Annotated in this window: 19 protein-coding genes and 1 pseudogene; 6 read left to right on the top strand and 14 right to left on the bottom strand. The window is 73.3% G+C overall.

All coding sequences use genetic code 11. The features are described 5' to 3' along the window. Positions 1-178 precede the first annotated feature (178 nt). Positions 179-874, top strand: a complete 696-nt coding sequence (locus LPA54_RS08840; RefSeq protein WP_228975491.1) for a L,D-transpeptidase — start codon at positions 179-181, stop codon at positions 872-874. 129 nt (positions 875-1,003) lie between these two features. Here LPA54_RS08840 and LPA54_RS08845 read toward each other — a convergent pair whose 3' ends face one another. The 8 genes from LPA54_RS08845 to LPA54_RS08880 form a co-directional block, all read right to left on the bottom strand. After that, positions 1,004-1,540, bottom strand: a complete 537-nt coding sequence (locus LPA54_RS08845) for an arginine repressor (protein WP_058942918.1) — start codon at positions 1,538-1,540, stop codon at positions 1,004-1,006. Positions 1,541-1,547: 7 nt separating this feature from the next. Then, positions 1,548-2,741 carry an acetylornithine transaminase gene (locus tag LPA54_RS08850; RefSeq protein WP_228975493.1) on the bottom strand — a complete coding sequence of 398 codons (1,194 nt, stop codon included), beginning with the start codon at positions 2,739-2,741 and terminating at the stop codon, positions 1,548-1,550. Next, the gene (argB, locus tag LPA54_RS08855; protein ID WP_228975494.1) at positions 2,738-3,667 is read right to left on the bottom strand and encodes an acetylglutamate kinase; all 930 of its coding nucleotides are present in this window, start codon (positions 3,665-3,667) and stop codon (positions 2,738-2,740) included. The genes LPA54_RS08850 and argB overlap by 4 nt, the downstream gene beginning before the upstream one ends. Further along, positions 3,664-4,815: a bifunctional glutamate N-acetyltransferase/amino-acid acetyltransferase ArgJ gene (argJ, locus tag LPA54_RS08860; RefSeq protein WP_228975496.1), complete on the bottom strand. Its 1,152-nt coding sequence runs from the start codon at positions 4,813-4,815 to the stop codon at positions 3,664-3,666. Before argJ ends, argB begins: the two co-directional genes overlap by 4 nt. Positions 4,816-4,954: 139 nt before the next feature. After that, entirely contained in the window at positions 4,955-5,983 is a 1,029-nt protein-coding gene (argC, locus tag LPA54_RS08865) for an N-acetyl-gamma-glutamyl-phosphate reductase (RefSeq protein ID WP_228975498.1), read from the bottom strand. Between the two features lie 326 nt (positions 5,984-6,309). Continuing rightward, positions 6,310-6,780, bottom strand: coding sequence for a hypothetical protein (locus LPA54_RS08870; protein WP_228975499.1), 471 nt, complete (start codon positions 6,778-6,780; stop codon positions 6,310-6,312). A gap of 31 nt (positions 6,781-6,811) precedes the next feature. Further along, on the bottom strand, positions 6,812-11,476 hold the full coding sequence (locus LPA54_RS08875) for an RHS repeat-associated core domain-containing protein (protein WP_228975502.1): 4,665 nt from the start codon (positions 11,474-11,476) through the stop codon (positions 6,812-6,814). A 549-nt stretch (positions 11,477-12,025) separates the two neighbouring features. After that, a complete protein-coding gene (locus LPA54_RS08880) occupies positions 12,026-13,360 on the bottom strand; it encodes a trypsin-like serine protease (RefSeq protein ID WP_228975504.1) in 1,335 nt (444 codons plus the stop codon). Positions 13,361-13,733: 373 nt separating this feature from the next. Here LPA54_RS08880 and LPA54_RS08885 point away from each other — a divergent pair, with 373 nt between their 5' ends. After that, positions 13,734-14,231, top strand: a complete 498-nt coding sequence (locus LPA54_RS08885) for a cupin domain-containing protein (RefSeq protein ID WP_228975505.1) — start codon at positions 13,734-13,736, stop codon at positions 14,229-14,231. A 142-nt stretch (positions 14,232-14,373) separates the two neighbouring features. Here LPA54_RS08885 and LPA54_RS08890 read toward each other — a convergent pair. Further along, positions 14,374-15,498: pseudogene (locus LPA54_RS08890) on the bottom strand (MFS transporter); the annotation flags it as partial. A 38-nt stretch (positions 15,499-15,536) separates the two neighbouring features. Between LPA54_RS08890 and LPA54_RS08895 the strand changes: the two are divergent. Next, on the top strand, positions 15,537-16,193 hold the full coding sequence (locus LPA54_RS08895) for a CGNR zinc finger domain-containing protein (protein ID WP_228975508.1): 657 nt from the start codon (positions 15,537-15,539) through the stop codon (positions 16,191-16,193). A 12-nt stretch (positions 16,194-16,205) separates the two neighbouring features. On the opposite strand, the gene LPA54_RS08900 is transcribed toward LPA54_RS08895, so the two are convergent. After that, a complete protein-coding gene (locus LPA54_RS08900; RefSeq protein WP_228975510.1) occupies positions 16,206-17,366 on the bottom strand; it encodes a methyltransferase in 1,161 nt (386 codons plus the stop codon). Positions 17,367-17,542: 176 nt separating this feature from the next. Beyond that, positions 17,543-17,977 (bottom strand): GNAT family N-acetyltransferase, encoded by a 435-nt coding sequence (locus tag LPA54_RS08905; RefSeq protein ID WP_228975512.1) that lies wholly within the window; start codon positions 17,975-17,977, stop codon positions 17,543-17,545. Between the two features lie 57 nt (positions 17,978-18,034). Between LPA54_RS08905 and LPA54_RS08910 the strand changes: the two genes are divergently transcribed. Both LPA54_RS08910 and LPA54_RS08915 read left to right on the top strand, forming a co-directional pair. Next, the gene (locus tag LPA54_RS08910; RefSeq protein ID WP_228975513.1) at positions 18,035-18,640 is read left to right on the top strand and encodes a DUF6461 domain-containing protein; all 606 of its coding nucleotides are present in this window, start codon (positions 18,035-18,037) and stop codon (positions 18,638-18,640) included. Between the two features lie 88 nt (positions 18,641-18,728). Further along, on the top strand, positions 18,729-18,938 hold the full coding sequence (locus LPA54_RS08915) for a DUF1918 domain-containing protein (protein ID WP_228975514.1): 210 nt from the start codon (positions 18,729-18,731) through the stop codon (positions 18,936-18,938). Between the two features lie 46 nt (positions 18,939-18,984). Here LPA54_RS08915 and LPA54_RS08920 read toward each other — a convergent pair whose 3' ends face one another. Beyond that, positions 18,985-20,292, bottom strand: a complete 1,308-nt coding sequence (locus LPA54_RS08920; RefSeq protein ID WP_228975515.1) for a glycoside hydrolase family 10 protein — start codon at positions 20,290-20,292, stop codon at positions 18,985-18,987. Between the two features lie 243 nt (positions 20,293-20,535). Here LPA54_RS08920 and LPA54_RS08925 point away from each other — a divergent pair, with 243 nt between their 5' ends. Further along, entirely contained in the window at positions 20,536-21,396 is an 861-nt protein-coding gene (locus tag LPA54_RS08925) for a 3-hydroxybutyryl-CoA dehydrogenase (RefSeq protein ID WP_228975518.1), read from the top strand. 57 nt (positions 21,397-21,453) lie between these two features. Here LPA54_RS08925 and LPA54_RS08930 read toward each other — a convergent pair whose 3' ends face one another. Beyond that, complete coding sequence (locus LPA54_RS08930) at positions 21,454-21,984, bottom strand: NUDIX domain-containing protein (RefSeq protein ID WP_228975521.1); 531 nt, start codon at positions 21,982-21,984, stop codon at positions 21,454-21,456. Positions 21,985-22,044: 60 nt separating this feature from the next. Further along, the gene (locus tag LPA54_RS08935) at positions 22,045-23,397 is read right to left on the bottom strand and encodes a transcriptional regulator (RefSeq protein ID WP_228975523.1); all 1,353 of its coding nucleotides are present in this window, start codon (positions 23,395-23,397) and stop codon (positions 22,045-22,047) included. Positions 23,398-23,418: the final 21 nt, after the last annotated feature.

The raw sequence follows: 23,418 nt of genomic DNA on the forward strand, positions 1-23,418 counted from the left end.
AACGATGGGTATAACTATGCAGACCTCCGTATGGTTTGTCAAAGCGCCCGGTCAGGGCCCGCGGGACGCGGGCGTGCCACCCGCTCGGGCGCGGCTGAGGAGGGGTCGCGGCGGCGGGTCGCCCCGGACGGACGTGCCGGGAGGGCGCGGGCGCGTGCCCCGGCCGTACGGTCGGGACATGCGCCCCGCACTCGTCCTCGCCGCCGTCCTGCTGCTCTGGCCGGCCCACTCCCCCGCCCGCGCCGACGCCCCGCCGCCCGCCGGGCCGCGGCCGTCCGCGGCTCCCCCCGCGGAGGCGGCGGAGGGCGCGCAGTTCCTCACCGCCGAGGCCCCGCACGCGCGGGCCACCTCGGGGACGGTGACCTGGTGGGAGCGGCGCGCGGGGGCCTGGGAACGCGCCGGCTCGGCGCCGGCCCGGTTCGGGGCGGGCGGGCTGGTCCGCGGCGACCGGCGGGAGCAGGGCACGTCGACCACCCCCGCCGGCGTGTACGACCTGCCGTTCGCCTTCGGCAACGAGGCCGCGCCGACCGGGACGACCTACCCCTACCGGCGGGTCACGCCCTCGTCGTGGTGGTGCCAGGACAACGCGTCCCGGTCGTACAACCGGTGGGTGGACCCGCTGCCCGCGGACTGCCGCGCCGGCGAGGCCGAGCACCTGGTGTCGTACGGGCCGGTCTACGCCCACGCCCTGGTGATCGGCTTCAACTACGACCGGCCGGTGCGCGGGCGGGGCGCGGGGATCTTCCTGCACGTGAACGGCGCCGGCCCGACCGCCGGGTGCGTGTCGGTGCCGGCGGAGGCGATGGCGCGGATCCTCGCCTGGGTGCGCCCCGAAGCCCGACCGCGCATCGCGATCGGGTGGACGGGCGCCTGACGGGCGCGTACGGGTACGGCGGGGGCCACCCGGCCGCCGCGTGCGGCGGGTCGCCCGGACACCGCGTGCGGCGGGGCCACCCGGCCGACGCGTGGGTGCCCGGGCGCCGCGTGCCGTCCGGGGGTGCCGCTACCGGTCGTTCTGCGCCAGGCGCAGCAGGTGGTCGGCGAGGGCCTGCCCGCCGGCCGGGTCGCGGGAGATGAGCAGCAGCGTGTCGTCGCCCGCGATGGTGCCGAGGATCGCGTGGAGCTCGGCCTGGTCGATGGCGGAGGCGAGGAACTGGGCCGCGCCGGGCGGCGTCCGCAGCACGACGAGGTTGGCGGACGCCTCGGCGGAGATGAGGAGTTCGCCGGAGAGGCGCCGCATGCGCTCCTCCTTCGCCGACTCGCCCAGCGGCGCCTGCGGCGTGCGGAATCCGCCCTCGCTCGGTACGGCGTAGATCAGCTCGCCGCCCGTGTTGCGGATCTTCACCGCGCCCAGTTCGTCGAGGTCGCGGCTGAGCGTCGCCTGCGTGACGCTCAGCCCGTCGTCCGCCAGGAGCTTGGCCAGCTGGCTCTGCGAGCGCACGGGTTGCCGGTTGAGGATGTCCACGATCCGGCGGTGGCGCGCCGTGCGGGTCTGCGGAACGGAGGGTCCGCCATGGCCGTTGTCCTGCGCCTCGGTCATCGTTGTGTCATTCTCCGGCTCGTGTCTCCCCGTAGGCGTGGTCCAGGACGCCGGGCAGCACCCGGAGGAAGGCGTCCGCTTCCTCGTCCCCGATGACGAGCGGCGGCATGAGCCGTACGACATCGGGTGCGGGCGCGTTCACCAGGAGGCCGGCGTCCTGAGCCGCCTGCTGCACCTGGGGCGCGAGGGGCTCGGTGAGCACGATACCCAGCAGGAGGCCCGCGCCGCGGACGTGGGAGACCAACGGGTGGTCCAGGCCCTCGATCCCGTCGCGCAGCCTCTCGCCGAGGCGCTTGACCTCGTCCAGGGCGCCGTCCGCGCCGAGGGTGTCGAGGACGGCGAGGCCGGCGGCGCAGGCGACGGGGTTGCCGCCGAAGGTCGTGCCGTGGTGGCCGGGCTTCAGCAGTTCGGCCGCCTCACCGAACGCGACGGTCGCCCCGAGGGGCAGTCCGCCGCCGAGGCCCTTGGCCAGGGTGACGACGTCCGGCTCGACGCCGTCCGCCTGGTGCGCGAACCAGTGGCCGCACCGGCCGACGCCGGTCTGCACCTCGTCCAGGACGAGGAGGGTGCCGGTCGCGCGGGTGATCGCGCGGGCCGCCTCCAGGTAGCCGGCGGGCGGTACGACGACGCCGTTCTCACCCTGGACGGGCTCGATGACGACGAGGGCGGTGTCGGTCGTGACGGCCTCCCGGAGCGCCGCCGCGTCCCCGTACGGGACGTGCGTGACGTCGCCGGGCAGCGGCAGGAACGGCTCGCGCTTGGCGGGCTGCCCGGTGAGGGCGAGGGCGCCCATGGTGCGGCCGTGGAAGCCGCCGGTGGTGGCGACCATGTGGGGACGGCCCGTCAGCCGCCCGATTTTGAAGGCGGCTTCGTTGGCCTCGGCGCCGGAGTTGGCGAAGAAGACCCGCCCGGGGCGGTCGAAGAGCCGCAGCAGCCGTTCGGCGAGCGCCACGGGCGGCTCGGCGACGTAGAGGTTGGAGACGTGGGAGAGGGCGGCGATCTGGTCGGAGACGGCCTTGACGACGGCCGGGTGGGCGTGGCCGAGGGCGTTGACCGCGATGCCGCCGACGAAGTCGAGGTACTCGTTGCCGTCCGCGTCCCGGACGCGGCTGCCGGCGCCGTGGACGAGGGCGAGGCGGGGCGTGCCGTAGTTGTCCGCCATGGTGGACCGCCAGCGCCGGGCGAGCTGCTCGTTGCTCATGCGGGTGCCTCCTGTGCGTCGGGCACGACCATCGTGCCGATGCCCTCGTCGGTGAAGATCTCCAGCAGGATGGAGTGCTGCACGCGCCCGTCGATGACCCGCGCCGTGCGGACGCCGTTGCGCACGGCGTGGAGGCAGCCCTCCATCTTGGGGACCATGCCGCTGGACAGCTCGGGCAGCAGCTTCTCCAGCTCGGTGGCGGTGAGGCGGCTGATGACCTCGTCGCTGTGCGGCCAGTCCTCGTACAGCCCCTCGACGTCGGTGAGGACCATCAGGGTCTCCGCGCCAAGCGCCGCAGCGAGTGCCGCAGCCGCCGTATCAGCATTGACGTTGTAGACATGTCCGTCGTCCTCCGAGCGGGCGATCGACGACACCACGGGGATCCGCCCGTCGGCGAGGAGCGCCTCGACGGCCCCGGTGTCGATGGCCGTGACCTCGCCGACGCGGCCGATGTCGACGGCCTCCCCGTCGATGAGGGGCTGGTGGCGGACGGCGGTGATGGTGTGGGCGTCCTCGCCGGTCATCCCGACGGCGAACGGCCCGTGCTGGTTGAGCAGTCCGACGAGTTCGCGCTGGACCTGCCCGGCGAGCACCATCCGGACCACGTCCATGGCCTCGGGGGTGGTGACGCGCAGCCCCGCCTTGAACTCGCTGACCAGGCCGTGCCGGTCGAGTGCGGCGCTGATCTGCGGTCCTCCGCCGTGCACCACGACGGGCTTGAGGCCGGCGTGGCGGAGGAAGACGACGTCCTGGGCGAAGGCCGCCTTCAGGTCCTCGTCGACCATGGCGTTGCCGCCGAACTTGATGACGACGGTCTTGCCGTGGTGGCGGGTGAGCCAGGGCAGGGCCTCGATGAGGATCTGCGCCTTCGGCAGCACGGTGTGCTTGCGCGGGGGTACGCCCGGCCGGGGCTTGGGTGAGGTCATGAGCTGTAGGCGCTGTTCTCGTGGACGTAGTCGGCGGTGAGGTCGTTGGTCCAGATGACGGCGGACTCGGTGCCGGCGGACAGGTCGGCGGTGATGGTGACCTCCCGGTAGCGCATGTCGACGAGGTCGCGGTCCTCGCCGACGGAACCGTTCTTGCAGACCCACACGCCGTTGATGGCGACGTTCAGCCGGTCCGGTTCGAAGGCGGCCGCGGTGGTGCCGATGGCGGACAGCACCCGGCCCCAGTTGGGGTCCTCGCCGTGGATGGCGCACTTGAGGAGGTTGTTGCGGGCGATGGAGCGGCCGACCTCGACGGCGTCGGCCTCGGTCGCCGCGTTCACGACCTCGACCCGGATCTCCTTGGAGGCGCCCTCGGCGTCGCCGATGAGCTGCCGCCCGAGGTCGTCGCACACCTCGCGGACGGCCTCGGCGAAGTCGTCGTGGGCGGGGGTGACGCCGGTGGCGCCGGAGGCGAGGAGCAGGACGGTGTCGTTGGTGGACATGCAGCCGTCGGAGTCCACCCGGTCGAAGGTGGTGCGGGTGGCCTCGCGCAGCGCCTTGTCCAGGTCGGGCGCGGCGACGTCGGCGTCGGTGGTGAGCACCACGAGCATGGTGGCGAGGCCGGGGGCGAGCATGCCGGCGCCCTTGGCCATGCCGCCGATGGTCCAGCCGTCGCGGCTGACCACGGCGGTCTTGTGGACCGTGTCGGTGGTCTTGATGGCGATGGCGGCCTTCTCACCGCCGTGCTCGGAGAGTTCGGCGGCGGCCTTGTCGATACCCGGCAGGAGCCGGTCCATGGGGAGCGGCAGCCCGATGAGGCCCGTGGAGGCGACGGCGACCTCGCCCGCGCCGATCCCGAGGACCTCCGCGGCCCGCTCGGCGGTGGCGTGGGTGTCCTGGAAGCCCTGGGGGCCGGTACAGGCGTTGGCGCCGCCGGAGTTGAGGACGACGGCGGCCAGTTCGCCGGTCTTGAGGACCTGCTCGGACCAGAGGACCGGGGCGGCCTTGACGCGGTTGGAGGTGAAGACGCCGGCGGCGGCGCGGCGGGGGCCGGTGTTGACCACGAGGGCCAGGTCCGGGTTGCCGTTCTCCTTGATCCCGGCGGCGATGCCCGCCGCCGTGAATCCCTTGGCTGCCGTGACGCTCACTGTGTGTCTCCGTTCGGTTCTCCACCCGCGCGGCACGTGGGCGCGGGCCTCTTCGTCGTCCGCGGCCCGGCGGCCGCGTGCGCTCCCCCGGTCGCGTCCGGGCGGGCCTCCCCGGCGGGCTCCGGGTGGCGCCCCCCGCTCACGGGGCGACCCCCACCGCGGGGAGTCCGGTCTCCTCGGGGAGGCCGAGGGCGATGTTCATGCTCTGCACCGCGCCGCCCGCGGTGCCCTTGGTCAGGTTGTCGATGGCGCTGACGGCGACGATCCGCCCCGCCGCCGGGTCGTGGGCGACCTGCACCTGGACGGCGTTGGAGCCCAGCACGGACGCCGTGGCCGGCCACCGCCCCTCCGGGAGGAGCCGCACGAACGGTTCGTCGGCGTACGCCTTGTGGTACGCGGCCCGTACGTCCTCCGCCGTGGTGCCGGGCCTCGCCTTGGCGCTGCAGGTGGCGAGGATGCCGCGGGACATGGGCGCGAGGGTCGGCGTGAACGACACGGTGACGGGCTCGCCGGCGACCGTGCCGAGGTTCTGCGCCATCTCGGGCGTGTGCCGGTGGCCGCCGCCGACGCCGTAGGGCGACATCGAGCCGATGACCTCGGCGCCGAGCAGGTGCGGCTTGAGCGCCTTGCCCGCGCCGGAGGTGCCGCTCGCGGCGACGACCACCGCCTCGGGCTCGGCGAGACCCGCGGCGTAGGCGGGGAAGAGGGCGAGGGTGACGGCGGTCGGGTAGCAGCCCGGCACGGCGACGCGCCGGGCCCCTTCCAGCGCGGTGCGGGCGCCCGGCAGCTCGGGCAGGCCGTACGGCCAGGTCCCGGCGTGCGGGGTGCCGTAGAACCGCTCCCAGTCGGCGGCGTCCGCCAGCCGGAAGTCGGCTCCCATGTCGACCACGAGCACCCGGTCGCCGAGCCGCTCGGCGACCTCGGCGGACCGGCCGTGCGGCAGGGCGAGGAAGACGACGTCATGGCCGGCGAGCACCTCGGGGGTGGTCGGCTCCAGGACGCGGTCGGCGAGCGGCAACAGGTGGGGCTGCACGGCGCCGAGCCTCTCGCCGGCGTTGGAGTTGGCGGTCAGGGCGCCGATCTCCACCGCGGGGTGGGCGAGCAGCAGGCGGAGGAGCTCTCCCCCCGCGTACCCGCTCGCACCGGCCACTGCCACACGTACCGTCATCGGACCCTCCTCGGTGATGGCATGACTATACGCAGCTATGCAGTTTTATGCAAAGGTCGGACGCGGAGGCCGTGACCGGTCCGTGACGCGCAGTGCCGGGACGCTCCCGGGCCGCCTCCGAGCCCGGCGCGGCAGTCCGCGCCAAGCACTCCTCGAGAGGCGGGGATGGAGCGTCCCTGCCGCGCCCCCTCACTGCCGACCCCACACGTACACGCGAGCGCGCCGCCGGGGGCACGCTCACGCAGGCGAAGATCAGGCGCCGGACGGCTCCTTCCGGCCGCCGGGAGCCGTGCCGCGCGACAGCGCCGCGATCCGAACGGACCGCCTCATCCCACAGGGTCCGTCGTCACCAGGGCGTAATCGAAATAGAGGGGATCCCCGTCCTCGTCCACCGGGTACTCGAAGCTGCTGTTGTTCGCGAAGATCACCTTGAGCTCCGGCAGGACGTCGAACCCGAGGTCGTTCTCCTCGACGACGTGGCCCCGTTCCTCAAGCCGCGTCAGCAATTCATCGCTCGGAGTGCGGAAGACGTCGAGCCCGTCAAGGGTGACCCTCATATCAGCGCCCTCGTCGCGGAACCGCCAAACCTCCACATTGGTCAGCTCGCCCTTGCGGAAGCCGAGCATGACGTTCGCCCGGTAGCCGTCGTGCTTGCAGAGGATCTGCCCCGGCTCCGCCTCGGCGTCCGCGTCCGGGGTGGTCAGACCCAGCTCCCGTGCAGCGCTCCCGGCCTCTTCGGCCGACATGCCGAACCGGAACGTCGCGAAGCCGATGTGCGGCAACAGTTCCACGTCCACGTCCACTCCTTCATATTCGTGTCAGATTTCGTCATGCCAGCAGGGCGACTTCGTCGACCGCCCACCCTCTCTTGGTGAGCATGGCCTGGAAATTCTTGTTGTCCTTCAGGCTTTCCACCATCTCCTTAATATGATCATCGTACCTTCCAGGGAATCGCGCCTTGATATCGTCGATGTCCATGCGCATGGCCTCCGTGAGGCGCCCCTGATTGATCAGTTCCCGTTGCCATAGCTGCCACGCCTGCGCCTCCAGGCTGGACCCTGAGCTGTACAGCTTCTGGTGGTCGTCGAGATCCATGCGAATCGCCGGACCATTGTTGACCTTCTGCTTCTTGTGTGGTCTGTTCGCGATGTAGAAGCCGGGCTCGATGATGTCCTTCCACGCCGACTTGGGAGGAATGTGGTTGACCTCCATGTCGACGGAGGAGACCCGCCGCCCGTTCACCTTCTGATTGGCCGGAAGCAGGCCCCCGTACCAACCGGCCCTCGTCGTGCAGCCCTTGGCGATCAGCCCCTCGGGGTCCATCAGGGTGTACGGGTTCGTGACGTAGGCAGCCGGGTTGGGGGCGGGGGCGAGCCCCAGAGGATCGGCGGACACGTACCGGGCGGTTTCCGGGTCGTAGTGCCGGTAGACGTTGTAGTGCAGTCCGGTCTCAGGGTCGTCGTACTGACCCGGAAAGCGCAGCGGCGTGTAGGCGGTGGCGTCACGGTTCCAGGCTGTGAGCCCCCAGACGGTGGAACGGTTGTGCCAGGCGATGTCGCCCCGCTCGTCGACGAGTTCCGTCGGCGTGCCGACCAGGTCGGTGACGATGGCGAAGAAGCGGCTGTCGACCTCCTCGTCCGGTCCGGGACCGTCGCCGACGGTACGGCGCTCCAACTGGGAAAGGGGGCGGTAGCCCTCGTGGTCCCAGGTCAGGGTGACCCCGGACGTCATGTCGGTCTGCTCGGCCAGCCGGGTGTCCTCCCACGAGAAGAGGACCGTGGCGGCGACCGTGGTGCCGTCGGCGGCCATACGGTGCTTGGCGGTGCGGCGGCCGAGGGGGTCGTAGGAGTAGCGCCAGACAGTGCCGTCCGGGGTGGTGCAGGAGGTGAGTCTGTCCTCGGCGTCCCAGGTGTAGCACCAGGTGTCAGGCTTCCGGGACAGGCGCTTCTTCTGACGCATGACGACCCGGCCGGCGTCGTCGTACGCGTAGCGCAGCCCGCCTGCGGAGACCAGCCGCGTCCCCTCGTACACTCGCTGCCCGCGGCTCTCCGTGTACCGGGCCCGGGCGGGCCACTGGGCGCCGGTCTGGTTGCCGGCGGCGTCGTAACCGTACCGCTCGGACCAGTCCTCCATGGTGACTCCGAGCGGCCTCCCCAACGGGTCGAGGTCAAAACGGGTGGTCAGCCCCTTGAGCTCGTCGGTTACCGAGGTGAGAAGGCCGTCGGCACGGTAGGCGAACGCCCGGGAGCGGACCGTGCGGCGGTTCGTGGACACCGTCTGGGACATCAGGCGGCCGATGGTGTCCCAGGTGGAGGCGAGCACCACCGGGGCGGCGGCGGGCCCAAAAGTGCAAGTCAGCTCGCGGCCCAGCAGGTCGCGGGTGAAGTCGAGGGCGTGGCCGGCGACCGCGACGCGAGTCCGGTTGCCACCCTCGTCGTACCCGTAGGAGGTGACGGCGCCGGTCGGCGTGGTGCGCGAGACCAGCTCACCATGGGCGTCGTAGCCGAACCGCATGGTGCGCCCGTTGACGGTCTCCGACAGCAGGCGGCTCATCGCGTCGTACTCCAGGGCGAGCACGGACGTCGGTGTCGCGGCCTGGGTCAGCCTGTCGGCCGCATCGTAGGCGAACCGGGTGACCGTCCCGGCGGCGTCCTTCTCCCGCAGCCGGCCGAGGGCATCGTAGGTCAGGGCGAGGCGGTGGCCGGCCGGGGTGACGCGGGCGACGAGCCGGCCGACCGCGTCGTGCTCGTAGCACGAGGTTCGACCGTCGAAGTCCGTCTCCGACGTGGTCAACCCGGTGGGGCCGTAGCCGTAGGTCCAGGTCCGACCCTGGGCGTTGCGGACGCAGGTGACCCGCAGTTCGGTGTCGTACGAGAACTCGTACCGAGCGCCGTCCACACCGGTCCGCGCGGCGAGCAGGTCGAACCAGGTGTACTCGAATCGGACGGTGCCGCCCCGGGGACCGGTGTACGAGAGGCAGTTGCCCTCCTCGTCCCAGGTCCATGACTCGGCTGTCCCGTTCGGGGCGGTGCGCCGGGACAGCGAGCCGTCCGGTGTCCACTCCAGCCGGGTGACGGACCCGGCCGGGTCCACCGACTCGCGTGGCCGCCCGAAGGCGTCCCGGGTCACGGTGTAGGTAGCGCCCCGGGAATCCGTGACCGAAAGGGTGAGTCCCGCCGCATCGTTCACCCGTCGCTCCGACAGCCCGCCCGGGAAGACCACCGCAGCGGGGGCACCCGCCGTGTCATACGTGTAATGGGTGGACGTTCCGTCAGGGGCCGTCAGCGACAGTCGGTTCCCCCGCTCGTCGAAGGTCTGCCGCCAGACCGATCCGTCCGGCCCGGTGACCGCCACAGGCAGATGCATCCCGTCGTAGACGACGGATGTGCGGCGCCCGTCGGGCAGCACCATCCCGACCAGGTCGCCCCGCTCGTCGTAACGGAACTCGGCCGTATTGCCGAGTTCGTCGGTGCGGGACAGCAGGTTGTCGTACCGGTCCCAGGCGAAGCACACGGTGTGGCCGCGGGCGTCGGTCTCGGCAACAGTCTGGCCGATGCTGTTGAACCGTGTGACGGTCACCGCGCCCGTGGAGTCGGTGAACCGGGTGACACGGGCCTCGACGTCGTAGGAGAAGCGAGAGGAGAGCGCCCCGTCGGGGCCGATCGTCTCCGCCACGCGGCCGGCGTCGTCGTACACATAGGTGTACGTGTGCCCGTTGCGATCGGTCCACGACGTCACTCGCCGGTGCTCGTCGTAGGTGAGGCGCAGTGGCACACCGGACGGACCGGCGACCGAGTCCAGGTTCCGCTCGGCGTCGTATCCGAAGGAGGCGACGCGCACCGGTCCTTCGGGAGTCTCCACGTCCAGGGTGGTGACCACACCTCGGTCAGGGTCGGTGCCGACGCGGACCCGGTACCCCGCGTCGTGGCTCACCAGCGCCGGCAGGCCGTCCTCGGAGCGGCCTATCCGGTAGGCGTTTCCGTTGCGGTCCTCGACGTCGGTCAACCAGTACAGCCCCGAGTGGTAAGGGTTGCCGTCGAAGCGCCGAGTGAGCCCCGTGCGCGGGTCGGTGACCGCGTACGTGACCTCTCCGAGGAGGCCCCGCCCGGCGAGGACGAGGGGCAGCCGTTCACCCTCCACCGGCATCAGCTCCTGGCCGACCTCGGTCGGCACTGCCGGGTAGAACAGAACAGAGCCGTCCTCCCGTGCCCATGCCACACCCGCCCCGGTCATCTCCAGGCGCTCGTCGAGCGTGGAGGCCCAACTGCTCCCGAAGCAGTGACCGAAGAGATAACCGGATATGTGGGTCCGCCGTAGCACCAGTGGGAGGATCCCCGGCAGGACGAGATCGGTCTGGGGCATGACCATCTCCCCGGTGGCCACGTCCACCGGGTCGGTCTTGCACCTTCTGCTGAGCAGAGACATCGCGACCTCGCGAAGGCGGTCCAGTGCCTCGCGCATCGAAGTGGGGCGACGCCGACGCACCTGCTCCGAGCCGCCGCGGCGAGGGTCCGTGCCGCCTCGGTCCCCGCCCTTGCCGTCGTTCGAGGCAATGGCTCGCAGACGGTCGCGGACATCGGCGTCAGTGTCTTTGTGCGTCTTCGAACCACCCTTGATCGCGTCCGGGACCTTCTTGCCGATGTGGTCCCCGAGATCGCCGAGCGCCTTGGTGAGCTTTTCCGTGATGCCCTCGATGGAGGTGTCGAGCACGGCGGTCAGAGAGTCCTTGCCCTTGGCGCGGCCGTGGTGCCCCTTGGCCTTGCCGAGCTTGCTGCCGGCCCGGGACTTCATGGTGATCTGCACGGAGGCCAGGTGCGTGGCGGCGTTGCCATGGGCGTCGTGGTCGATCTTCGGGCCGCCGCCGGGCCCCGGGCCGGCGGAGCCGGCTGAATTGAGCTGCAGTCCGTCCTTACCCGCTTGCACGGTCCGGCCGGTGTCGTACCCGTCTTGGACACCGGCCGCGTTGAACGCGGTCTGGATCGCGAGATCGGCGACGATGTTCTCGATCGCGGCGACCGCGGGCGCGGTGAGCGTGGCGAGGATCTCGGCGACGGCCGCCTCCGCCATCTCTTTCAGGATTCGCTTGAACGCGATGCGAGTCGCGGCGATTTTGGCGCCGGCCAGCAACGTCGACAGGCCGGCCGTCACCGGCGCGAACGCCAGCGTGACCCCCACCGTCGCGCACAGGTCCGCGAGTTCACCCACCGCGGCGGCCTTCCGGGCGACGATGATGTCGGCGACCCGGTCTAGGGCACCGGCCACCAAGCGGGCCGCCTTCGCCAGATCCTTGTGCTTGCCCTGCACTTTGGACCAGTGCTCGTCCAGGGCGGTGAGCGACTCACTCTGCCCGCTGGAAAGCAGCGTCTGCACGTGGGCGTACGCGGTGCCCGCGTCGTCGTCGGCGTCGTCCGCGAACTCACGCAACATGTCAGCCATGTCGCGGTACGCGTCCTCGTCCACGTTTGGCCAGCCCACTCCGATGACATCGAGCATCGTGTCGACGCCTTCAGGTATCACATATCCCACGACTCGACAGCCCCCGTTTGCGCTCACCACACGAAAGTGTGTCGAACAGTTTGGCATGTGCCGTGTCTTCGCCCGTGGTCAGGAGCCCGGAGTAACACGGGGAACGCTCCCAGCGCGGCTGGAAACTCAGCTCGACGTGGTCGACCCGCCCGTCTGGCACGGCGCGGACGTACTGGAAGCCGTAAGGCGGCCTACTCCAGCCGTCCGGTAACTCGCATCTCCATGTACGACACGCTGGTTTGCGGGCAGCTCCATCTGCGCGCCCCGGGGTCTCCTTCGCCCAGCGGTCTTGACCGTTCCGCAGCCTTCTGGTGTTCCAACCAGGGCTTGGTGACTGCCCGCCAGGTCTGTCGGCGGACCATCGTGGCGACGACTGTTGGACTGTTGCCTTGGCAAGTCGCTCTTGCCCACCCTCTGCGGGACGGCCGTCGTGGTACGTGGTTTCTCCACCGGGACCTGCGGGTCGGACGGGAGGGCGCGCCGGGCCCGGCGCGGGGGCCGGGCCCGGCAGGGGGGTTACAGAGTGATCATCAGGGTGCCGCCGTCGAAGTACGTGCCCATGTTCTTGCGGACCGAGACGGCGCCGCTCGGGGCCTCGTACACGAAGAGGTCGGCCTTGCCGTCGCCCGTGGCGTCGCCGAAGCGCAGGCGACCGAGGTCGCTGCCGTCGACGAAGCGGCCCCAGCCGGCGCTCCAGTGGGTGCCGCCGTCGAAGTGGGTGCCCATGTTCTTGCGCACCGAGACCTTGCCGTCCGTGCCGTGCACGATGAGGTCGGCCTTGCCGTCGCCGGTGATGTCGGCGAAGTACAGCCGGCCGAGGTCGCTGCCGTCGACGAAGCGGCCCCAGCCGGCGCTCCACTCCGTACCGCCGTCGAAGTAGGTGCCCATGTTCTTGCGCACCGAGACCTTGCCGTCCCTGCCGTGCACGACGAGGTCGGCCTTGCCGTCGCCGGTGATGTCGGCGAAGTACAGCCGACCGAGGTCCTTGCCGTCGACGAAGCGGCCCCAACCGGTGCTCCAGACCCGGCCGGCGTCGAAGCGGGCGCCCAGGTTGCGGTGGACCACGACGTCACCGTTGGTGTGCTGGACGACGAGGTCGTCCTTGCCGTCGCCGTCGACGTCGGCGGGGGTGATCCGGTCTCGGTTGCGCACCTCCTTGATCCAGCCCGCGAGGTCGTCGACGCGGGAGTCGACCGCGCCGGTGCGGGTCTCCGACGCGGGGGCCCCGAAGCATCCTCCCTGCCAGGACCGGCTGTGGAGGGCGACGAGTTCGACCTTGCCGTCCTTCTGGCGCAGCGCGGGACCGCCGGTGTCGCCCATGCAGACCGACGCACCGCCCTGGCCGGTCAGGGAGACGGTGGTGGCGTCCACCGCGTCGACGAGGAAGTCGCCGGTGTGGAGGCGGTCGGGGACCCAGGAGGTCTGCGACCGGCCGAAGCCGGCGCCCGTCAGGGTCTCGCCCGCGACGGCGGCGGACGCGGCCGGCGCGATCGGGGTGATCCCGGTGACGGGGCGCGCGAGACGGGCCAGGGCCACGTCGCGGTCCGTGCGGGGCACGACCTCGACCACGTCGACGGTCTGGCCGCCGAGGGTCGCGGCGGTCTTCACGGCGGGGCGGCCCGCCGGCACGGCGGAGCCGGGGGTGTCGGTGAAGCAGCTGGACGCGGTCAGCAGCCACTGCTGGTGGACCAGGACGCCGGAGCAGCCCCGGGCCGGGGCGGCGGGGTCGCCCATGCGCAGCTGGGCGGTGAAGGCGTGGGCCCCGTCGGCCGCGGGCGCGCCGCTCAGCGCGTGGGCGGCCGGCGCCGTGAGCAGTCCGGCGGCGAGGGCGGCGACGAGGGCGGTGGCCATGCCGCGGGGGTGTCTGGTCCTGGACGGTGTACCGAGCACGTGGGTGCGGTCCTCACATGAGGGCCCGGCGCCGTCCCTTCCCCTCTCGGGGCGGGCACCGGCGCGACCCGCTTCGGGCGGCGGCCGTCACCACGGGCGGCAGCGGGCGCTGACGGGCAAAGGCATGATCAACTCGCGTTGACACCGGAATATTTCATACGAACGCCGTACGGATCGGAGAGGATGGCCGAAACAAGGCGCCTCGACGGCCACCTTGGCTGAAAACGTCTTTTCGACATCCGGGCCCCCACGTCCACCGACGGCCTCGAACCGGGTGTGTCGCTAGGATCCGGAGGCCCTCGACGTCCGGTTCTCGTACCTCATGGGAGGAAACGTGACAGTGTCCCCGGCAGCCGCGGTGCTCGCCCGCATGGCCGATCTCGTGCGCGCCATGCCGGCCGAGCGGGGCGGCACCCTGTGGCGCCTCGCCGCGGCGGACCGGCAACTCGACGCGAACGTGGTGCGGCTCGCCCCGGGCGCGGGCGTCGCCGTCCACGTGGAGCCGGACCTGGACGTCCTGGTGTTCGTGGTGAACGGCCACGGCGAGCTGTCGACCGGGGACGGGACCGAGCCGCTGGAGGCCGGGGCCGTGGTCTGGCTGCCGCGCGGCTCCCGGCGCGGCCTGACCGCCGGGCCGCACGGCCTCGACTACCTCACCGCGCACCGCCGTCGCCCCGGTATGACGATCGGCCGCGCGGCGGGCGTGGAGCGGTCGGGTGGTGAGCCGGCCTGCCTGCTGGACCGGGTGTGCCCGGAGTGCGGGCGGTTGGCGCCCGAAGGAGCCGACGTGCGCTTCTGCGGCCGGTGCGGGCACCGGCTCCCCGAGGGCTGACCGCGGCGGCGGCCGCGTGCGCGGCGGCGGCCGCAAGGAGTGCGCCGGACAGGGACGCCGACGCCAGCGGCCCCGCCACGGCCGCGCCGCAGGCGAAACCGGTGATCTTGAGGCTGGCGCCGGTCGTCTGGATCTGGCCGCGCAGCCCCTCAGGCGACTGGCGGTGGCGGAGCGCGAGCAGGGCCGTGAGCTGCGGCCCCTCCCCCGCGCCGGCCAGGAGCACGGCGCCCACCACGACGGCGGCGTAGCCCCAGGGCACCCCTACCGCCCCGGACATCCCGGCCATCCCTGCCACCGCGACCGTCCCGGCCGCCGCGGACAGGGCCGCCGCCTGGACGAGGGTCGCCGTACGGAAGGCGCCCTCCGGGCCAGGCGGGCGACGGGCGCGGGCCTGCGCGGCGTTGGCGACCAGGGCCGCGCCGGCGGCCCCGGCCAGGAGCAGCGCCCCCTGCCCGGCGCCGCCGAGGTACCGCGCGCCCAGCAGGGGCGTACACGCGACGAGGACGCCCTGCCCCGCGCAGGACAGCACGGACGCGGCGGTGACCCGGCCGAGCACCCGGTTGCGGAGGAGGGCGCGGAAACCCGCGACGACGTCCCCGGCCACCCCCGAGACACCCCGCGACGGCTCCCGAGGCGCGGCGTCCCGGCCCTGTCGCGGCGCGCCGCCGTCCCCGGTCCGCGTCCCGCCGGGGGCGGGCCGCGCGGACGTACCGGTCGGGAGCGCCCACGCCACCGGGGCGACCGCGCCGACCAGGGCCGCGGCGGCCACCACCCCGGCCGAGGCCCCGTGCAGGGCGGCCGCGGCACCCGCCAGCGCCGGGCCGGCGAGCGCCGCCACGTGGAAGGTCATCGCGTCGAGGGCGGTGGCACGCCGCAGCGCGCCGGGTCCCGCGACGTGCGGCAGTTGCGCCGTCCACCCGCCCGAGAGCGCCGGGGCGAGGAGCCCCGAGCCGGCCGCGACCAGCAACGGGACGGTGTCCGGCGTGCGGCCGAGGCACAGCGACACCGCGACCAGGGCGGCCGCGTACCCGGCGAGGGCGCCCGCCAGCAGCCGGCCCGGTCGCGCCGAGCGGTCCAGGAGCGCCCCGACGACCGGGCCGCCGACCGCCGCTGCCGCCGTGCCCGCGGCGAGCAGGGCGGAGGCGCGGGCCGACGAGCCGGTCGCCGCGAGGCCGGCGAGCAGCAGGGCGGGGCCGGCTGCCTCGTCGCCCGTGCGGGCGAGGGCGGCGCCGAGGGTGTACCGGGTGAGGACGGAACGGTTCTTCACGCCCGGGACGGTACGGGGGTAACGGAAAAGAGCGCCATATGCGTTACATTCGCCGGGTGTTCGCTCCCGACGACCGGTCGACCCGGCATTCCGTGCACGCCGTCGCCCGCCGCACCGAGGCCCTCGTCAACGCCCTCACGGGCCAGGGCCGGTACGGCCCGCGCGGCGCTGGCGGTGGAGACGGCCGGGACGGCGCCGACGGCCCGGCCCCCGAGGAGGTGGCGCGGCTGCTGCGCGAGCACGGCGAGAGCGAGCCGGTCACCGTGGCCCCCGCCGACGTGGCCGAGCTGCGCACGGCCGCCCTGGCCCTGCGGGAGGTCTTCGCCGCCACCGGCACCGACGCGGCCGCCGCCGCCCTGAACCGGCTCCTCGCGCGCGGTACCGGGCCGTTGCGGCTCACCGCGCACGGCGGCGACAGCCCGTGGCACCCGCACCTCGACCGCGCGGACGACGCCCCCTGGGGCGAGTGGTTCCTCGCCTCGTCCTGCCTGTGCCTGACGGTCCTGCTGTGGGAGCGCCAGCGCCCGCCGGGCGGGCTGTGCGCCGCGCCCGGCTGCGGCAACGTCTACCTCACCCTGGGCAGCGGCGTACCGCGCCGCTACTGCTCGCGGAGGTGCGCGACGCGCGAGCGGGTGGCCGCCCACCGGCGGGCCAAGGCACCGGGAGGCGGCCGGGGCGGCGCGTCCCGCGACTGACCGGGGCGGCCGTCAGCGCTTCACGGCGCGCAGGACCACGAACTTCGGGTCGCTGCCGACGACCTCGCAGCCGCCGAAGAGGCGGCGCAGCGTGACGTGGTGGCCGAGGTGGCGGTTGCCGACGACGCGCAGCTCCCCGCCCGGGCGCAGGGCGCGGCGGGCCGCGGCGAACATGCGGCGCGCGGCGGCGTCGCTGACCGCCTGGTGGCTGTGGAAGGGCGGGTTGTTGAGGACCACGTCGACCGAGCCGTCCGGGACGTCGGCCGTCGCGTCACCGACGGAGAAGCGCGCCTTCGCCCCGGCCGGCGCGGAGGCCCGGAAGGTGTCCTCGGCGGAGGCGACCGCCTGGTACGACTCGTCGGTCAGGAGCACCTCGGCGCCCGGGGACGCGACCGCCGCGGCGAGGCCGACGACGCCGTTGCCGCACCCGAGGTCGAGGACTCGGCGGCCGTCGAGGCCCTCGGGGAGGTGCCGGAGGAAGAGCCGGGTGCCGATGTCCAGCCGGTCCGCGCAGAAGACGCCGGCGTGGTTGACGACCGTCAGTCCGGCCACCGCCGCGGCGTCCTCGGGCAGCGCGTACCGCAGCGGCCACGGGTTGGCCGGCCGCTCCAGGTCCGGGTCGGGGGTGCTGTGGACGAGCCGGGCCTTGCGCTCCGCGAGGGAGGTGCGCGTGGGGCCGACGAGCTGCTCGAAGAGGCGCAGGGTGGAGGTGTGGATCTCCTTGACCATGCCGGTGCCGATGACGACCGTTCCCGCGTGCAGCGCCGGCGCGAGCCGGTGCAGCTGGTCCTCCAGCAGGGCCAGGCTCTTCGGGACGCGGACCAGCAGCACGTCGACGCGGTCCGGCGGCGCGTCCCGCGTGGTGAGCAGGCGCACGGCGCCCTCCGCGCGACCGGCCCGGGCGAGGTTGGCCCGGGTGGCCTCGCGGCCGAGGTACGAGTCGGTGATCTGCACCAGCTCGTCGGGGCCGGGGTGGCCGGCCAGCGCGGTGACGAGGGCGCCCCACCGGTCGCCGACGACGGCCACGCGGCCGGTGAGGGCGGGGGCGCCCGGCGCGGCCAGGTGCCGCAGCAGGTACTCGTCGGCGGCGTCCCAGGCGCGCAGCGGGTCGCGGGGGTGCTCGGGGAAGCGGGTGAGCGCGTACTCGCCCCATGACGTGGTCAGACGGTTCATCGTGGGTTCAGGCTAGCCGGTCCCCGGCGACCACCCGCACGGCGCGGGGACGGCACCGCCCGGCACGGCGGGCCGGACGGCACGGGGGGCCGGACGGCACGGGGGGCCGGACGGCGGCCGAGGACCGGGCGGCGGCCGAGGACCGGGCGGCGCCGGCGCCCGCCGGGCCCGCCGCCTCAGCTCGGGGCGAGGGACATCCAGCGGCCGGGGTCGGCCAGCGGCTCGAAGCCCAGCCGGGCGTAGAGCCCGTGCGCGTCCTCGGTGGCGAGCAGGACGCGCTTGAGGCCGTAGGGGGCGAGGTGGTCGCGGACCGCCCCCACGAGCCCGGTGCCCAGTCCGCCGCCGCGGGCGGCGGGGTGGACGTACACGTCGCAGAGCCAGGCGAAGGTCGCGAGGTCGGTGACGACGCGGGCGTACGCGGCCTGGGCGCCCGTCTCGCCGTCGTACGCGCCGAAGTTGAGCGACCCGTCGATGGCGCGGTCTTGCCTCCCCCGCTCGCGGCCGCGCGCCCAGTAGGCGTCGGTGGAGAGCCATCGGTGCACCAGTGCGCGGTCGAGTCGGGCAGGGTCGGTCGAGATCTCGTACCTGCCGAAAGTGATCGTCTCGTTCATGGTCGAACGTTCGCAGGGAGGGGGTGTGTTGTCAGTGGCGGGTGCCACGATCGGTGCATGAACGCGACCGCCGCCGACTACCGCTGGCTCGACGACCACTGCCCGGAGCTGATCGAGGCCTACTGCGTCACGCTGGTGCACGCCGTAACGCCCCAGGAGGTCCTGGGCCGGCTCGGCGCCCGTCCCGAGGGGCGGGTCACCGGCATACGCGCACTGGTCGACGCGGCGCGCGACGCCTGGCGGGCCACCGGCGGCGACCGGCACTACCTCGCGGTGGCCCGGGTCGACGGCTGGAGCGTGCTGGTCGAGCCCAACGGCTACCTGGGCAGCCTGCACGAGACCGCGGCCGAGCTGTCGCGCGGCACGGAGCTGGTGACCCACTTCCGCAACGTGAACGCGGTGGACCAGTTCAGCCGGTACGTGGACGGCGCGCTGAGGCTGCGCGTCGAGCCCCTTTCCCCGCCGGCCCCGCAGGACGCCGACCCGGGCGGCGCGGCGGCCCTGCTGCGGGACGTCGGCTTCGACCCGCGGCGGGACGGCGGTGACGTCGGCGCGGCGACGGAGGCGGCGTTCGCCCTGGCGGAGCGGCTGACCGGGGTGCGGCTGACACCGCAGGTACTGGACGGGGCCGAGTGGCTCAGCGGGTCGGCGCCGGCCTACTGATCCGGGGCCGCCGCCTCGGGTGACGCGGACCACACCCACGGACGTAGACTCCCAGATACGGACATCCAGCGCGAGAAGGGCACTCCCGATGGAAGCAACCGTGGGCGACCAACTGCTGATGCACGGCCGGGTGGTCGGACAGCACGACCGCAAGGCCGAGATCGTGGAGGTCCTGGGCGACCGGGGCCACCCCCCGTACCGGGTCCGCTTCGACGACGGGCACGAGGCCGTCATGTCCCCCGGCCCGGACTCCGTCGTACGCCACCGGGACGCGGTCGACAGGCCCCTGGGCCCCTGACCGGCAGCGGCTCCGCGCCGCCGACGGGGTGCGCCCCGCCGGCGGCTCACCGGGCCGGCGGGCGGATCTGCGTCGGGTAGTGGTCGGCGACGACCCTCGCCATCGCCCCGATCCGGTCCGCGACCACGTCCCGGGCACCGAAGAAGGCGTGGCCCAGCACGTGGTCGTACTCGTGGGCGAGGGTGAGGTGGCGGGAGAGCTCGGCCGGGTCCTGCCACGGCGCGGGCGCCGCCGGGTCGCCGGCGCGGTAGAGGGCCTCGCCCACGTACAGGTGGACGCCCGTGCCGCGGACGGTCTCGTTCCACCAGGGCAGCAGCTTCGCGTAGTCGGCGGCGGCGAAGCCGATGTGCCAGTACAGCTGCGGGGCGACGTAGTCGATCCACCGCTCCTTGACCCACTTGCGGGTGTCGGCGTGCAGGTCGTCGTAGGTCTGCAGGCCGCGGGAGTCGGAGCCGAGCGGGTCGGTCGCGGCGTTGCGCCAGATCCCGAAGGGGCTGATCCCGAACCGCGTGCCGGGCCGCACCTGAGCGATGCGCTCGGACGTCTCGCGGACGAGGCGGTCGATGTTGTCCCGCCGCCACGCCGCCCGGTCGGGGAAGCCGCCGCCGTACGCCGCGAAGGCCGCGTCGTCGTCGAAGACCTGCCCGGCGACCGGGTACGGGTAGAAGTAGTCGTCGAAGTGGACGGCGTCGACGGCGTAGCGGCGGACGGCGTCCAGCATGGCGTCCTCGACGAAGCGCCGCACTTCGGGCAGGCCGGGGTCGTAGAACAGCTTGCCGCCGTACGTGACGACCCAGTCGGGGTTGAGGCGCGCCGGGTGCGAGGGCGCGAGGCGGGTCGGGTCGGCGTGCGTCGCGACGCGGTAGGGGTTGAACCACGCGTGCAGCTCCAGACCGCGCCGGTGGGCCTCCTCCACCGCCGTGCCGAGCGGGTCCCAGCCGGGGTCCTTGCCCTGGGTGCCGGTGAGGACCTGCGACCACGGCTCGTACGGCGAGGGCCACAGGGCGTCGGCGCTCGGCCGGACCTGGAGGATCACGGCGTTCAGCCGCCGCTCGACGGCGTGGTCGAGCAGGGCGAGGAGCTCCGCGCGCTGCTCGGCCGGGGGCAGCCCGGGCTTGGAGGGCCAGTCGCGGTTGGTGATCGTCGCCACCCACATGCCGCGGAACTCCTCCGTCCGCCGGCGCCCCCGGGACTTGCCGTCCCCGCCGCGGCCACCGTCCCCGCCGTGCCCGTCGTCCCCGCCGTGCCGCCGCTGCCCGAAGGCGCCGGAGCCCGACACCAGCAGGGACGCCGCCAGTCCGGTCGCCGCCGCGACCATCCCGCGCCGTCCGATTCCACCGCCCGTGTGCCTCATACCGCCGCCCCAGTCGTTCCTCGTCCGCCGCCACCGTGATCGTTTAGGCCGTTTTGCACCTTGAGTACTCTATGCGCCCGAACCCGGTGCTCCGGACGGTCCGGCCTCCGCGGGAAGGATGCCCGGCCCGGAAGGTCGTCGATCCCCGCGCACCGAGTAACGTCGTGGGGTCGAGGCGGGAGTGCCGGAACCATACGGCCGCCGCCACCCGAAGATCACGAAAGGCACGAGGTGACGGACTCAATGGCCGACATTGCACGCGTGGGAGTGGTGGGCTGCGGCCAGATGGGCGCGGGCATCGCGGAGGTGTGTGCCCGCAGCGGCCTGGAGGTGAGGGTGGCCGAGACCACTGGCGAGGCCCTGGAGATCGGCCGCACCCGGCTGTACAACTCGCTCGACAAGGCCGCCCAGCGCGGCAAGATCAGCGAGGCCGAGCGGGACGCCACGCTGGCCCGGCTGAGCTTCACCACCGACCTCGGGGAGTTCGCCGACCGCGACCTCGTCATCGAGGCCGTCGTGGAGAACGAGCAGGTCAAGACGGAGATCTTCCAGATCCTCGACCAGGTCGTCACGCGTCAGGACGCCATCCTGGCCTCCAACACCTCCTCCATCCCCCTGGTGAAGCTGGCCGTCGCGACCTCCCGCCCCGACCAGGTCATCGGCATCCACTTCTTCAACCCGGCCCCGGTCCAGCAGCTCGTGGAGCTGATCCCGGCGCTCACCACCTCCGAGGGCACCATCAGCCGGGCCCAGGCGCTGGTCGAGAAGGTGCTCGGCAAGCACGCGATCCGCGCCCAGGACCGGTCCGGCTTCGTGGTCAACGCGCTGCTGATCCCGTACCTGCTGTCGGCCATCCGGATGTTCGAGTCGGGCATCGCCAGCCGCGAGGACATCGACAACGGCATGGAGATGGGCTGCGCCCACCCGATGGGCCCGCTGAAGCTCTCCGACCTGATCGGCCTGGACACGGTCGCCTCGGTCGCCGACTCCATGTACGCCGAGTACAAGGAGCCGCTGTACGCCGCGCCGCCGCTGCTCCAGCGGATGGTGGACGCCGGCCGCCTGGGCCGCAAGACCGGATCGGGCTTCTACCCCTACGCCTGACGCCGCATCGGGGCGGGGGCCGGGCCGGGCGCCGCGGTGCGGCGCCCGCACCGCCCCTCAGCCCAGCCGCAGGTGGTGCAGCATCAGCAGGCCGGCCGCCATGTTGGCGGCCGGGATCTCGCCGCGCGCCACCATGTCGGGGACGAGCTTCAGCGGTATCCACTCGCGGCGGGTGGACTCGAACCCGTCCTGCGGCTCACCGGTGTACGTGGCCTCCTCCGACCAGTACAGGTGGTGGCGCGCGTCGGTGAGCCCGTTGGACGGCTCGACGCTGAGCAGGTGCCGCAGCGGGCCGGGGCGCCAGCCGGTCTCCTCCTCCATCTCGCGGGCCGCCGCGGCCTCGACGTCCTCCCCGTCCTCGACGACGCCGGCGGCCAGCTCCCAGCCCCAGGTGTCGGTGATGAAGCGGTGCCGCCACAGCAGCAGCACCTCGTTGGCCTCGTTGACCGCGGTGGCCGCCGCGACCGGCCGGAGCCGGATGAGGAAGTGGTCGAGGTGCCGTCCGTCGGGGAGGGCGACATCGGCCAGGTTCACTTTGAACCAGCGGTTCTCGTACACGGTCGTCTCACCTAAGTTGGTCCACCGCACTGCTCTGCCACCTTCCGACGTGTAGGTCGTGTCGGGGGCAATATCGCAGCAGGCGCCCGCTCAGAGCGGAACGCGCAAGGCCGCCTCGATGAGATCCGCCGCCTCCCCGGCGTCATCCGAACCACTGGCCACCAGGTGCCCGCGCACCTCGCGCAGACGGTCCCTGAGCCGCTGGGACTCCATCCCGCGCACCCGCTCGGCCATCTCCACCGCCGTCCGCGCCGCCCCGTCCGCCTCTCCCTGCCGCAGCTGGATCTGGCTGAGAATCGCCAGCCGGTGCACCCGGCCCCGGTCGTGCGTCGGCGTCCGCACCGCCGCGGCCGCGTTCTCCCGCGCCCCGGCGAGGTCACCCAGACTCAGCAGCGCCTCGGCGGCCCGGACGTTGACCAGGCCGGGCTGGACGTACCCCGTCTCGTCCGGCTCGCGTCCCGGACTGATCCGTTCGGCGTCCGCCTCGGCGCGGTGGATGCACCGCAGCGCCGCCGCCGAGTCCCCCAGGTGCGCGTACGCCTTGGCCTGCATCGCGTACAGGTCGGCGGCGAGCGCCGGGGTGATCTCCCGCCGGGCCGCCCGCAGCGCCGCCTCCGCGAACGCCACCGCCTGCCGGTACTCGCCCAGGAAGAGCGCCTGGTTGACGAGGAGGGCGATCACGTAGGCGCCCAGCCCCCGGTCGCCGCTCGCCTTGGCCAGCCGCAGCGCCTGGTGGAAGTAGCGCTGGGCGAGCCCGAGGGCGTCGGAGTCGTACGCGCAGATGCCGGCCACCGCGACCAGCCCGCCCGCCGCCCGGTGCAGCTGGCGCCCCACCGCGTCGCCGTACGCGCCGCGCAGCAGCGGGGCGGCCTCCGCGTTGAGGAACCCCACGATCCGGGAACGGGTCGCCATGCCGCCGGCCCTGCGGTACATCAGCTCGTAGTGGGCCCGGGCGGCGCGCAGGGTCTCGATGTCGCCCGAGCCGACGCGGGTCCGGCCGCGGCGCGACACGTCCGCGTCCTCCGGGGGGTTCTCCCACTCCCAGACCGGCATCACGGCGGGCGTCCCGGTCACCGCCGCCACGCCCATCAGGTGGGGGCGGTTCTGCTCGTCCGACCGCCACAGGGCCGTCGCGCGCTCCACGAACCCCGACAGCGGCGTCCCGTGCGGCACCGCGGCGTCCCCGGCCACGCCGAGCCCGATGTCGTCGAGGGTGACCGGGCGGCGGAGGCGCGCGCCGAGCACCTCGCAGATCAGGTCGGGCACCTGCCCGCGCGGCCGCTGCCCCTTCAACCAGCGCGCCACGGCCGTGTGTTCGTACCTCAGTGCCAGCCCGCGCGCACGACCCGCCTGGTTGACGTGGGCCGCGAGGCCCGCGTGGGACATCCCCGCTTCGTCGAGCAGGGCGTCGAGCAGCGTGTTGGGCAGGGTGTTGGGCGGCATGTGCCCCTCCGGTGCCGTGTC

The organism is Streptomyces sp. DH12 (assembly GCF_020873895.1).
Taxonomy (GTDB): Bacteria; Actinomycetota; Actinomycetes; order Streptomycetales; family Streptomycetaceae; genus Streptomyces.